The sequence below is a fragment of the Halobacteriovorax sp. DPLXC-1 genome, assembly GCF_036903125.1.
In the GTDB taxonomy this organism is placed as follows: Bacteria; Bdellovibrionota; Bacteriovoracia; order Bacteriovoracales; family Bacteriovoracaceae; genus Halobacteriovorax_A; species Halobacteriovorax_A vibrionivorans.
Map to the genome: position 1 here is coordinate 359,049 of NZ_JAYMCO010000001.1, position 12,438 is coordinate 371,486.

Here is a 12,438-nt window from a genome sequence, read left to right on the forward strand (position 1 = left end):
AATAAAAAGAGAGATTTACATGATTCTATCAAAGGGATTTTGGCAAACTTACAAAGAAGTACCAGCTGATGCAACGATCGCTTCACACCAATTAATGATGAGGGCAGGTTTGATTCATAAGTCAGCTGCTGGATTATATAATTATCTACCGATGGGATATCGTTCGATTCGCAAGGTTGAACAAATTGTTCGTGAGGAAATGGATAAGGCCGGATGCTATGAAATGCTCATGTCTGTAGTTACTCCAGGTGAACTTTGGCAGGAAACTGGACGTTGGGAAAAGATGGGCGGTGAAATGCTTAAGTTCAAAGATAAGGCTGATCGCGATCTTTGTATTTCTCCAACAAATGAAGAGGCCATCACAGATGTCTTTAGAAAAACAATAAAGTCATATAAAGATTTACCTCTATCTCTTTATCAAATTAATACAAAATTTCGTGATGAAATCAGACCTCGTTTTGGGCTAATGCGTGGCCGTGAATTTATAATGAAGGATGCATATACTTTTCATGCAACAAAAGAATGTTTAGATGAAGTATATGACAGAATGTATGAAGCTTATGAAAATGTTTTTAATCGTCTTGGACTAGAATTCTCTGCCGTTGTAGCAGATGGTGGTGCAATGGCCGATGGTGATGCAAAAACACATGAATTTCAAGTTATTGCTGATTCAGGTGAAGATGCAATTATCTATTCAAATGAAGCAAATTACGCCGCAAATATTGAAACTGCTAAAACAATACGAAAAGTTGAAAGTGCTGCTAAAACAGGAAGTATGGCCGAAGTGTCGACACCTGGAAAAGCAACAATTAAAGAAGTTTGTGAATTCTTAAAAAAGAATGAGTTTCATTCTTTAAAATCACTTGTCTATAAAGCTAGAAATGATGAAGAAGAAAAGTTTATTCTTGTTCTTTTATTAGGTGATGATGAGCTCAATGAGCTGAAACTTGAAAAAGTATATCCTGGCTATGAAGTGACAACTGCTACAGACACTGAACTTAAGGCCCTTGGCCTTATTAAGGGATTTATTGGTCCTGTTGAAATCTCAAACCTTGATATTGTATTTGATACTCAGGTTGATCTAGATGCTGCATATGTTGTTGGTGCTAATAAACTTGATATGCACTTAGAAAACTTTGTTCCAAAAGAAGTTATTAAACAAATTAAAACAGCAGATCTAAGGTTGGCATGCTCTGGTGATTATACTGTTGATGGAAAGCATCAAGTTGAATTAAAGCGCGGGATTGAAGTTGGTCATATCTTCCAACTTGGAGATAAGTATACAAAGGGAATGGATGCTACCATCTTAGATCAAAATGGTAAGGCCATGGCACCACTTATGGGATGCTATGGAATAGGTGTAACTCGTTTAGTTGCTGCTGCAATTGAGCAAAACCACGATGAGAATGGAATCATTTGGCCGGCCGCTATAGCACCTTATAATGTTTCATTTGTAGCGATTGTAAAATCCGAAGAATACAAAGAAAAAGCAAACGAACTATATAAAACACTAATCAACAGTGGTCTTGAAGTTGTCTATGACGACCGCAAGGCAGGACCAGGATTTAAGTTTAAGGATGCAGATCTACTTGGTTTACCTCTCCAGGTTGTACTTGGTGAAAGAGATCATAAAGAAGATGGCATGCTTGAGATTCGTATACGTCGCTCTGGCGAAAAAATAAAAGTGTCTCAAGAAGACTTAATATCTAAAGTGAATGAGTTACTAAAGGAACTGTAATGGAACAAGATTTAATTGTTGGTGTTCATTCAATTGTACATGCAATTCGCAATCCTAAAAGAACAACAGTAGAACTTATCGCATGCGAAGAAGGGCTAGAAAAACTCAATAAAATGGGAGGGCTCAAAAAGCATGAATTAGATGGTTTAAATATAAAACTTGTTTCTTCACATAAGGTTCAAGAGCTTGCTAAAGAGCTCTACGCTAAAGAAGACTTCCAATACTCAAGAGTTCCTTCTGGTGTACTTCTTGTAAGTTCCGCTAAGAGTATTTCAGAAACGAAACCTCTTTTTGATGCAATAGATGCTGGTGAAGAAGTTAAAATATTATGCCTTGATGGTGTAACTGATGTACATAATGCTGGAGCAATTATGCGTACAGCTGCATTTTATAATGTTTCACATATTGTTTTTGCTGTTAAAAATAATTTTAATATTGGACCTTCAATGGCCAGAATTGCTTCTGGTGCACTTGAGTATATTGAAATTGTAAAATGTAATTCACTACCAAAATTCTTATCTGCTCTAATAAAACGAGGAGTGACACCTGTAGGACTTACAGAACATACAGATGATAATGAAATTGGTGAAATAGCAGGAATCAAATGTTTAGTGCTAGGAGCGGAAGATAGAGGTCTATCACACGCTTCTGTACGATTATTAGAGAAAAAAATTCGTTTAGAACCAATAGGAAAGATTGAGTCCTTGAATGTTTCTGTTGCTGCGGCGATAGCGATGGAGAAAGTTTTTTCTTAAAATTATTTAAAAAAAACTTGCCAAATTTTTTGTTCTCTTTTATAACTTATTTCCATCGCAGGAAATTTGGGCTGGCATAGCTCAGTTGGCTAGAGCAGCGGTTTTGTAAACCGCAGGTCGTAGGTTCGAGTCCTATTGCCAGCTCCATTTTTACTACGATTGTGGCGAGGTTGCCGAGTGGCCAAAGGCAACAGACTGTAAATCTGTCGGGGTATCCCTTCGATGGTTCGAATCCATCTCTCGCCACCATTTTAAAAAATATCTTTACAGATAATTTTTAAAAGGCTATAAAAGATAAATCTTATGCGGGCGTAACTCAGTTGGTAGAGTGTCAGCCTTCCAAGCTGAATGTCGCAAGTTCGAACCTTGTCGCCCGCTCCATTAAAAAGCTCCCTCTTGGGAGCTTTTTTTTTGCCTTTTTTCTAAGTTTTCAATTAAAATCTCTGTACACATCTTGTGATGCTCGCGTGGCTCAGGGGTAGAGTACTTCCTTGGTAAGGAAGAGGTCACGGGTTCAAATCCCGTCGTGAGCTCCATTAAATTAAGTTAAATTGTCGTTTTTTGTGCTGTTAAGTATAGATTTTACTGGCAATCCAAGAATTTTATGTTATCAATTTGAGAAAATAAAATTTGTAAGTACGGTTTTTATAGTGATGGCATTTTTTTTATGTTGAATCTATTCTGAATTTATCCGATACTTACAACTCAAAAATAGCTTATAAAGACAAACTAATAGGGTTTTGTTTAACTTTTTTAAGGAGACTTAAGTCATGGCAAAAGAATCTTTTGACAGAAGTAAGCCCCACGTAAACATTGGTACGATCGGGCACGTTGACCACGGTAAGACAACTCTTACAGCGGCAATTTCAATTACACTAGCGAACGCACTTGGTGGTGACGTAAGAAAATTCGACGAAATCGATTCGGCACCAGAAGAAAAAGCTAGAGGTATTACAATCAATACTTCACACATTGAGTATGAAACAGCAACAAGACACTACGCACACGTAGACTGTCCAGGTCACGCTGACTATGTAAAGAACATGATTACAGGTGCAGCACAAATGGACGGAGCAATCTTAGTTTGTTCAGCGGCTGATGGGCCAATGCCACAAACAAGAGAGCACATCCTTCTTGCACGTCAGGTAGGTGTACCAGCGATCGTAGTATTCTTAAATAAAGTAGACCAAGTAGATGATGAAGAACTACTTGAGCTAGTAGAAATGGAAGTAAGAGAGCTTCTATCTTCTTACGACTTCCCAGGTGACGATATTCCTATCGTAGCTGGTTCGGCACTAGCAGCTCTTGAAATGAGAGACGATGCAATTGGTAAAGATAAAGTACTAGAGCTTATGGCACAAGTTGATGAGTATATTCCAACTCCAGCTAGAGCAACAGATCTTGACTTCCTAATGCCAGTAGAAGATGTATTCTCAATCTCAGGACGTGGTACAGTTTGTACAGGACGTGTTGAAAGAGGTGTAATCAAGGTAAACGAAGAGATCGAGATCGTTGGTATTAAAGAAACAACTAAGACAACTGTAACTGGTGTTGAGATGTTCAGAAAGCTTCTTGACGAAGGTCGTGCAGGTGATAACGTTGGTCTACTTCTACGTGGTGTTAAGCGTGAAGAAGTACTACGTGGTCAGTGTCTAGTTAAGCCAGGATCAGTAACTCCACACGCGAAGTTCAACTGTGAAGTATATATCCTTTCAAAAGATGAAGGTGGACGTCACACTCCAATCTTCAAAGGTTATAGACCACAATTTTACTTCAGAACAACAGACGTAACAGGTGATATTACACTTGCAGACGGAGTTGAGATGGTAATGCCAGGAGACAACACTTCATTCGCAGTAGATTTAATTACTCCAATTGCGATGGAAAAAGGTCTTAAGTTCGCGATCCGTGAAGGTGGTAGAACAATTGGTGCTGGTACAGTATCTGAAATTCTAGACTAATAGATTTTCTATTGAAGATATAGAGGGGGACCACTTGGTCCCCTTTTTTATTGAGTAGGGATTGCATCCTATAATATGCATGTAAGTTTTTAAATTTTGGTTTTTTTCTAAGAATAAGAGATTGACGAGGAAGGCCTTTTTGGGTAACTTATCAATCCAATATCACTACGGGTGTATAGCTCCAATTGGTAGAGCGGCTGATTCCAAATCAGTAGGTTTAAGGTTCGAATCCTTATGCGCCCGCCACATTTCTTTTAAATATTATTTATTAATACTTGGAAAATTATCCCATTTTATTGTTTAGACTTGCCAAAGCATGTTAATTAAGGGATATAATCTGGTACTTGTACGTTTAATTTAGGTAAAAAAGGATTTGAAATGTCTCTCATTAAGAGTGAAGACAGCAAAAAGTGGATTAACGCTTTCGTTGCTGCTGTAAGTGCAATTTGTGGATTTATTACGATTAGATTCTTCGAGCAATTAGGAGAATGGTTTGATCTAGAAGCAAAGGTTCCTAACTTTCCAATCACGGTACAAGTTGTTGGAATTGTTGTAGGTCTGATTGTTTTTATGTCAATCGTAAAAAACAAGTCTGCATCGACATTACTTGAAGATGTTTATGGCGAACTAGTTAAGGTAGTTTGGCCTAATAAGGATGATGTTTTAAAGACAACTGTTGGACTAGTAATTGCTTTGAGTATTGTTAGCGGTATCTTTGTTCTGATTGATTACTCATTCAGACAATTACTAAGTTTAATTCTGTAGCCTAACTTAAAAAATTAAAAGTGAGATAAAGCATGGTTGATAATAACGAATCAGAAAAAGAACTTAACGAAGAAGTAACTGCAGCGCCAGAGGCTTCTGAAGAAACAACTGAACAGGCTGAAGCAGTTAACCCTAACTTTCGTTGGTATATTGCAAAAGCTCTTACAGGACAAGAAAACAAGGTTCAAAAGACTCTTCGTGAAAGAATCGTTAACTACAAGCTAACAGATTCTTTTGGTGAGATTGTTGTACCTGAAGAAAAAGTTACAACTCATGCAGGTGGAAGAAAGAGAACGATCACTAAGAAGCTCTTTCCAGGTTATGTGTTAATTCAAATGGTTATGAATGAGAACACATGGCACCTAGTTAAAGATACAGATAAAATTACAGGTTTTGTCGGTGGTACAGTTGACAAACCAGCCCCTTTATCAGATGAAGAGGCAGCTTATATGACAGGTAAATCTAATGAAGGCTTCAAAAAGTCACGCACAACTGTGGACTTTTCTGAAGGTGAAGAAGTTAAGGTTATTGAAGGACCATTTGCTTCATTCATTGGAACTATTGAATCAGTAAACGAAAACGGAAAACTGAAAGTGAACGTTTCTATCTTTGGTCGACCAACACCAGTAGAATTAGACGCTTCTCAGGTTGAAAAGAATTAATAATCGTTGGTAGAACGCAAGTTCGCAGGAGAATTTTATGGCTAAGAAAATCACAGGTTTCATTAAGCTACAGATTCCAGGTGGGAAAGCAAACCCATCACCACCAGTTGGGCCGGCACTAGGTCAAAAAGGTGTTAATATCATGGAATTCTGTAAGGCTTTTAATGCAAAGACTCAAAAAGACGCAGGTGTAATGCTTCCAACAATCATTACAGTTTACTCTGACCGTTCTTTTACATTTGTAACAAAGACACCACCAGCTTCATACCTTCTTAAGACTAAGCTTAAGCTTAAAAGAGGTGCACAGAAGCCAGGTACAGAAGTTGTAACGACAGTATCTAAAAACGTTATTGAAGAAATCGTTGAAGCGAAAAGACCAGATCTAACAGCTGCTACTCAAGAAGCTGCTGAAAGAATCATCGAAGGTTCATGTCGTTCAGCTGGTATTAAACTGGACTACTAAGAGGTGTACAATGGCTAAGAAATCAAAAAAATATACAGAAGCACTTTCAAAAGTGGATACAACAAAAACTTATACAATCGACGAAGCTATCGCACTAGCTAAAGAAATCAAGTTTGCTAACTTTGATGAAACAGTTGATCTAGCATTTAGACTTGGTGTTGATCCAAGACACGCAGATCAAATGATTAGAGGTGCACTAGCTCTTCCAGCAGGTACAGGTAAATCAGTTAAGGTATGTGTTATCACTTCTGGTGATAATGTTGCTAAAGCTGAAGCAGCAGGTGCTGATCATGTAGGTGGGGATGACCTAGTTGCAAAGATCGCTGGTGGTTGGCTTGACTTCGATAGAGTTATCGCATCACCAGATATGATGGGTAAACTTGGTCGTGTAGCAAGAATCCTAGGGCCAAGAGGTCTTATGCCTAACCCAAAATTAGGAACTGTTACTCCAAACATCGAAAATGCTGTTAAAGAGCAAAAAGCTGGTAAGGTTGAATACAGAACTGAAAAGAATGGTATCATCCACGTTCCAGTTGGTAAGTCTTCATTCTCAACTGAAGACCTAAGAAAGAACGTTGATACAATGGTATCAGCAATTATTAAAGCTAAGCCTGCATCTGCAAAAGGTACTTACCTTAAGTCACTGACTATCAGTACGACAATGGGACCAGGTCTTAGAATTGACACACTAGAAGCTACAGCAGTAGCTAGTAAATAATAAGGGGTTGATGATTGTCGGTGTGGCCGCTGATTAAGTTTAACGCCACATAAAGCCTGCATGAAATCTCCCTCCAGTAGTTTAGGAGGTAAACGATGTTAACTAGAGCAGAGAAAGACGTTATCATCGAGGGTCTTAATAAAAAGATCACTGATGCAAACGCTATCTTTCTAACAAACGTTATTGGACTACCGTCGAATGATGCCAACGCTCTAAGAAAGTCTGTTCGCGATGCGGATGGAACGCTAGTTGTTACTCGTAACTCACTTTTCTCAAAGGCTGCAGCCGGAACAGACGCGGAAGAACTTCTTTCAGGTCTTAAAGGTACACAAGCAGTTGCTTTCGCATTTGGAGACGCTCCAGGTGTTGCAAAAGCACTTAAGGAATGTGGGAAAGAGTTTGAATTAGTAGAACTTAGAGGTGGTTTACTAGATGGTAAAGCACTAACACCAGCAGAAGTAAACGCAATTGCAGACCTACCATCTCGTGATGAGATGCTTGGTACTCTTCTTGCAACATTTAATGCACCGATCTCAGCATTTGCTAGAGTTCTTAATGCAATTAAAGAGCAAAAAGAAGCAGGCGGTGAAGCTGCTCCAGCTGCAGCTGAAGAATCTGCAGAATAATTTAAAAGTTAATAGTTAATAGTTGAAATTATTTTAAAAATTTAGGAGTTAAATATGTCTATTACAAATGAACAATTAATTGAAAAAATCTCTAGCATGACTGTTCTTGAAGTTTCTGAACTTGTAAAAGAACTTGAAGAAAAATTTGGTGTATCAGCTGCTCCAGTAGCTGTTGCTGGTGCTGCAGGTGCTGCAGGTGCTGCAGAAGAAAAAACTGAATTTGACGTTGTACTTGCTGAAGCAGGTGCTAAGAAAATCAACGTTATTAAAGAAGTTAGAGGTATCACTGGTCTTGGTCTTAAGGAAGCAAAAGAAATGGTTGAAGGTGCTCCTAAGACTGTTAAAGAAGGCGCTACTAAAGAAGAAGCAGAAGAAATCAAGAAAAAACTTGAAGCTGCTGGTGCAAAGGTTGAGCTTAAGTAATTTAAGCCCCTTGCTCATCGCATAAAAATTTAAAAAATTCAGGTGTGGAGATTTAGCGATCTTCACACCTTTTTTGCGTTTGATTAAACCAAAAAAAAAAGTTATTAAGTAACTAAAAAAACATATACAACGTGCACGTTTAAACAATTAAAACCCGGGAGAACCATAATGACTGAGGTTTTTAGACCAAACGAGTGGTTTCGCAGAAACTTTGCCTCTACACCATCGGTGCTAGAGACGCCTCCACTCATGCTTCTACAAAAGAAGTCCTATGATGACTTTCTTCAAAAGGACGTACCTCCTTCTCAAAGAGAAGAAATGGGACTGCAGTCTGTTTTTCATTCTGTATTTCCAATCCATGACTTTAACAAAACTGTATCATTAGAGTTTGTTAGCTACTCACTTGAAGAGCCAAAGTACACTGTAAAAGAGTGTCGCCAAAGAGGACTTTCTTATGAAGCTCCACTTAAGGTAGTTGTTCGTCTAGTATTCTATGATGTAGCAGTCGACAAAGATGGTAACGAACAGAGAACTGTATCTTCGATCAAAGAGCAGGAAGTTTACTTAGGTAATATTCCTCTAATGGCCGAAACTGGTTCTTTTGTATATAACGGAACTGAGAGGGTTATTGTTTCTCAGCTTCACAGATCTCCTGGTATCGTATTCGAACACGATGGTGGTAAGAAGCACTCAAGTGGTAAGCTTCTTTACTCAGCTAGAATCATTCCTCATAGAGGTTCTTGGCTAGACTTCGAATTCGATCACAAGAATATCCTATTCGCTAGAATTGATAGAAAAAGAAAATTACATGCAACAGTAGTTCTTAAGGCTCTTGGTTATAGTACTGAAGAGATCCTTGATATGTTCTACAACATGGAAACGATTAAGTTTGATAAGAATGGTGAGTTCACTAGAACTTTAGACTTATCTCTTATGACTGGTACTCGTGCAACAAACGATGTACTTGATCCAAAAACTGGTAAAGCTATTGTTAGAAAAGGGAAGAAGTTCTCAAAAGCATCTGTAAGAAGACTTACTGAAGCTGGAGTAAACGAAATTCCTGCAACTTTAGAAGAAGTAGTTGGTAAAGTTGTTGCTAAAGATATCTTTAACGAAGAAACAGGTGAAGTTATTTGTCTTGCAAACGAAGCTCTTTCAGAAGCTAAGATTCAAGAATTAACAGCAGCTGGTGTTAAAGAAGTTGAGTGTCTTTATATTGATATGATCAACTTTGGTGATCAAATCAGAAACACACTTCTACTAGATAAGACAGATACTAAAGAAGATGCTCTTCTTAAGATCTTTGAAAGACTAAGACCAGGTGAGCCACCGGCAGTTGAAGCTGCAGAAGCTCTATTTGAAAGTCTTTTCTTTAATGAAGAAAGATATGACCTATCACGCGTTGGTCGTATGAAAATTAATTATAAGTTTAAAACTGATGTTCCTGTTGAGAATACAGTTTTAACAAAAGAAGATATTAACACTACAATCCAGTACCTTGTTGAGCTTAACAATGGTAAGGGTCGTGTAGATGATATCGACCACTTAGGTAACAGACGTGTTAGACCTGTAGGTGAACTACTTGAAAACCAATTTAGAGTTGGTCTAGTTCGTATGGAAAGAGCGGTTAAAGAGAGAATGGCAATTCAAGAAATTGATACAATGATGCCATATGACCTTGTTAACCAAAAGCCAGTTGCTGCTGCCGTTAAGGAATTCTTTGGTTCATCACAACTTTCTCAGTTCATGGATCAAACGAACCCACTTTCAGAAGTAACTCACAAGCGTCGTCTTTCAGCTCTTGGGCCAGGTGGTCTAACGAGAGAAAGAGCATCTTTCGAAGTTCGTGACGTTCACGTTACTCACTACGGAAGAATGTGTCCGGTTGAGACTCCTGAAGGACCAAACATTGGACTAATCACTTCTCTTGCAACATTTGCAAAAGTTTCTGAATACGGTTTCATTGAAACTCCGTACCTAACTATTGGTGAAGACCAAAAGATTGGTGATGTTGAGTATTTCACTGCCTTCCAAGAAGAAGGTAAAGTTATCGCTCAGATCGATGCAAATAACATCAAAGATGGAAAGCTAGTTGGTGAGCACGTTGCTGCACGTGATTCAGGTGAATTCACGCTTGTTGACGCTGCAGAAGTTAACTTAATGGACGTTTCTCCAACTCAGATGATTTCAGTTGCAACTTCATTAATTCCTTTCCTTGAGCACGATGATGCCAACCGTGCCCTAATGGGATCGAACATGATGAGACAGGCAGTGCCTGTTGTTAAGACTGAAGCTCCAATCGTTGGTACAGGAACAGAAAGAATTGTAGCTAGAGACTCTGGTGCCGTTCTTGTTGCTGAAGACAATGGTCGAGTAATCTTTGTTGATTCAAATAGAATCGTTATTCAAAGAGATAGTTTTAAAGATGGTGAATCTGGCGTTGATATTTATAAACTAGTTAAATATCAAAGAACTAACCAGAACACTTGTAATAACCAAAAAGCTCTTGTTACTGAAGGTGACATTGTTAAGAAAGGTGACGTTCTAGCTGACGGACCTGGTACTGACAATGGTGACCTAGCACTTGGGCAAAACCCTCTTGTTGCATTCATGCCATGGGGTGGTTACAACTACGAGGATTCGATCCTGATTTCAGAAGATCTTCTTGCAAAAGATGTATTTACTTCTGTTCATATCGAAGCATTCGAAGTTGAAGCTCGTGATACAAAACTTGGTAAAGAAGAAATCACTCGCGATATTCCAAACGTTTCAGAAGAGTCTCTAAAAGACCTTGATGAAGCAGGGATCGTTAGAGTTGGTGCAATCATTAAGCCAGGTGACATTCTTGTAGGTAAGATTACTCCTAAGGGTGAAACTCAACTTTCTCCTGAAGAAAAACTTCTTAAAGCAATCTTCGGTGACAAAGCTGGTGACGTTAAAGATACATCACTAAGAGTTCCTTCATCTGTTTACGGTACAGTAATTGATGCTAGAGTTTACACTCGTGAAGGTGTTGAGCTTTGTGCAAGATCTAAGGATATCATTGAGCAAGAAACAACTCTTCTTAGAAGAGATGAAAGAATTGAAATTAAAGCAATTCAAACTTCAGCAATTCTAAAAATTGCAGATATGCTTAAAGGTGCAAAAATCACTGACGTTCTTGTTTCTGAAGATGGTTCAGCAGAACTTCTTTCTAAGGGAACTGAGATCACAGGTGAAGTACTTGCTTCAATTCCATTTGAGCTAATTGGTTACTTACCTCTACAAGCTGAACTTGAAGAAAAACTATCTGAGTATTTCGCAGATGTTAGAAACAAGATCAATAGAGTTAGAGCTAAGACTACTGATGAAATTGCTAAACTTCATAGAGGTGATGAGCTTCCTCCAGGTGTAATCAAAAAGATTACTGTTTACGTTGCAATTAAGCGTAAGCTTCAGCCAGGTGATAAAATGGCCGGTCGTCACGGTAACAAAGGTGTTATCTCAAACGTTGTACCTCGTGAAGATATGCCATATCTTGCTGATGGAACACCTGTTGAGATCGTACTTAACCCACTAGGGGTACCTTCTCGTATGAATATCGGACAGCTTCTTGAGCTTCACCTTGGTTGGGCCGGACGTGGTCTTGGTGAAAAAATCAAGGTAATGCTTGAAGAACAGCAGAAAGTTCATGAGATCAAGGATTTCATTTACAAAATCTATAAGACTCCAGAGGTTGAAGCGTGGCTTAAGTCAGCTTCAGACGATGTTGTTATGGCACTTGCTAAGAAGCTTACTAGCGGTGTTCGTTTCTCAACTAAAGTATTTGATGGTGCTTCAGAAGCAGATATCAGAGAAATGCTTGAGCTTGCAGACCTAGAACCACACGGTAAAACTACACTGTTTGATGGTAAAACTGGTGATGCATTTGCTGAGGACGTTACTGTTGGTGTTATGTATATGCTTAAACTACACCACCTTGTAGACGAAAAACTTCACGCACGTTCAACAGGTCCTTACTCACTTGTAACTCAGCAACCACTTGGTGGTAAGGCTCAGTTTGGTGGTCAGAGACTTGGGGAAATGGAAGTTTGGGCACTAGAAGCATACGGTGCTGCTTATACACTACAAGAGTTCTTAACTGTTAAATCTGATGATGTTATCGGTAGAACTAGAATGTATGAGTCAATCGTTAAAGGTGAGCAAGTACTTGAACCAGGTCTTCCTGAATCGTTCAACGTTCTAATCAGAGAGCTACAGGCACTTTGTCTAGACGTTAAACTTGAAGAAGACAGAATTGAAGAATCTATTCGTTAATTTATGGCAGGCTTAGTCCTGCCATATATTA

General features: G+C 38.6%; 10 protein-coding genes and 5 tRNA genes. All 15 read left to right on the plus strand.

Annotated features, from left to right (window positions below):
• Nucleotides 1-19 precede the first annotated feature (19 nt).
• The 15 genes from VCM44_RS01815 to rpoB all read left to right on the plus strand — a co-directional run bounded on the left by VCM44_RS01815 (nucleotide 20) and on the right by rpoB (nucleotide 12,407).
• On the plus strand, nucleotides 20-1,738 hold the full coding sequence (locus tag VCM44_RS01815) for a proline--tRNA ligase (protein WP_120405580.1): 1,719 nt from the start codon (nucleotides 20-22) through the stop codon (nucleotides 1,736-1,738).
• Nucleotides 1,738-2,493, plus strand: coding sequence for a TrmH family RNA methyltransferase (locus tag VCM44_RS01820; RefSeq protein ID WP_114705890.1), 756 nt, complete (start codon nucleotides 1,738-1,740; stop codon nucleotides 2,491-2,493). Before VCM44_RS01815 ends, VCM44_RS01820 begins: the two co-directional genes overlap by 1 nt.
• Before the next feature lie 70 nt (nucleotides 2,494-2,563).
• Nucleotides 2,564-2,640: transfer RNA gene (locus VCM44_RS01825), tRNA-Thr, on the plus strand.
• Nucleotides 2,641-2,656: 16 nt separating this feature from the next.
• Nucleotides 2,657-2,742: transfer RNA gene (locus VCM44_RS01830), tRNA-Tyr, on the plus strand.
• Between the two features lie 56 nt (nucleotides 2,743-2,798).
• Nucleotides 2,799-2,874, plus strand: a tRNA-Gly gene (locus VCM44_RS01835).
• Between the two features lie 80 nt (nucleotides 2,875-2,954).
• Nucleotides 2,955-3,029: transfer RNA gene (locus VCM44_RS01840), tRNA-Thr, on the plus strand.
• A gap of 234 nt (nucleotides 3,030-3,263) precedes the next feature.
• Complete coding sequence (gene tuf / locus VCM44_RS01845) at nucleotides 3,264-4,454, plus strand: elongation factor Tu (protein WP_120405577.1); 1,191 nt, start codon at nucleotides 3,264-3,266, stop codon at nucleotides 4,452-4,454.
• Between the two features lie 169 nt (nucleotides 4,455-4,623).
• Nucleotides 4,624-4,700, plus strand: a tRNA-Trp gene (locus VCM44_RS01850).
• A 132-nt stretch (nucleotides 4,701-4,832) separates the two neighbouring features.
• A complete protein-coding gene (gene secE / locus VCM44_RS01855; RefSeq protein WP_114705889.1) occupies nucleotides 4,833-5,219 on the plus strand; it encodes a preprotein translocase subunit SecE in 387 nt (128 codons plus the stop codon).
• Between the two features lie 32 nt (nucleotides 5,220-5,251).
• A complete protein-coding gene (gene nusG / locus VCM44_RS01860) occupies nucleotides 5,252-5,881 on the plus strand; it encodes a transcription termination/antitermination protein NusG (RefSeq protein ID WP_114705888.1) in 630 nt (209 codons plus the stop codon).
• A gap of 37 nt (nucleotides 5,882-5,918) precedes the next feature.
• A complete protein-coding gene (gene rplK, locus VCM44_RS01865) occupies nucleotides 5,919-6,344 on the plus strand; it encodes a 50S ribosomal protein L11 (protein ID WP_114705887.1) in 426 nt (141 codons plus the stop codon).
• 10 nt (nucleotides 6,345-6,354) lie between these two features.
• Entirely contained in the window at nucleotides 6,355-7,062 is a 708-nt protein-coding gene (gene rplA, locus VCM44_RS01870) for a 50S ribosomal protein L1 (protein WP_114705886.1), read from the plus strand.
• A 95-nt stretch (nucleotides 7,063-7,157) separates the two neighbouring features.
• Complete coding sequence (rplJ, locus tag VCM44_RS01875; protein WP_114705885.1) at nucleotides 7,158-7,688, plus strand: 50S ribosomal protein L10; 531 nt, start codon at nucleotides 7,158-7,160, stop codon at nucleotides 7,686-7,688.
• 54 nt (nucleotides 7,689-7,742) lie between these two features.
• Nucleotides 7,743-8,111: a 50S ribosomal protein L7/L12 gene (rplL, locus tag VCM44_RS01880; protein ID WP_114705884.1), complete on the plus strand. Its 369-nt coding sequence runs from the start codon at nucleotides 7,743-7,745 to the stop codon at nucleotides 8,109-8,111.
• A gap of 168 nt (nucleotides 8,112-8,279) precedes the next feature.
• Nucleotides 8,280-12,407, plus strand: a complete 4,128-nt coding sequence (gene rpoB, locus VCM44_RS01885) for a DNA-directed RNA polymerase subunit beta (protein WP_114705883.1) — start codon at nucleotides 8,280-8,282, stop codon at nucleotides 12,405-12,407.
• The last annotated feature ends 31 nt before the right edge of the window (nucleotides 12,408-12,438 follow it).

What these genes read in the sequence shown, in the direction of transcription:
- VCM44_RS01815 (WP_120405580.1), top strand. Translation starts at nt 20, where the DNA reads ATGATTCTATCAAAGGGATTTTGGCAAACTTACAAAGAAGTACCAGCT.
- VCM44_RS01820 (WP_114705890.1), top strand. Translation starts at nt 1,738, where the DNA reads ATGGAACAAGATTTAATTGTTGGTGTTCATTCAATTGTACATGCAATT.
- tuf (WP_120405577.1), top strand. Translation starts at nt 3,264, where the DNA reads ATGGCAAAAGAATCTTTTGACAGAAGTAAGCCCCACGTAAACATTGGT.
- secE (WP_114705889.1), top strand. Translation starts at nt 4,833, where the DNA reads ATGTCTCTCATTAAGAGTGAAGACAGCAAAAAGTGGATTAACGCTTTC.
- nusG (WP_114705888.1), top strand. Translation starts at nt 5,252, where the DNA reads ATGGTTGATAATAACGAATCAGAAAAAGAACTTAACGAAGAAGTAACT.
- rplK (WP_114705887.1), top strand. Translation starts at nt 5,919, where the DNA reads ATGGCTAAGAAAATCACAGGTTTCATTAAGCTACAGATTCCAGGTGGG.
- rplA (WP_114705886.1), top strand. Translation starts at nt 6,355, where the DNA reads ATGGCTAAGAAATCAAAAAAATATACAGAAGCACTTTCAAAAGTGGAT.
- rplJ (WP_114705885.1), top strand. Translation starts at nt 7,158, where the DNA reads ATGTTAACTAGAGCAGAGAAAGACGTTATCATCGAGGGTCTTAATAAA.
- rplL (WP_114705884.1), top strand. Translation starts at nt 7,743, where the DNA reads ATGTCTATTACAAATGAACAATTAATTGAAAAAATCTCTAGCATGACT.
- rpoB (WP_114705883.1), top strand. Translation starts at nt 8,280, where the DNA reads ATGACTGAGGTTTTTAGACCAAACGAGTGGTTTCGCAGAAACTTTGCC.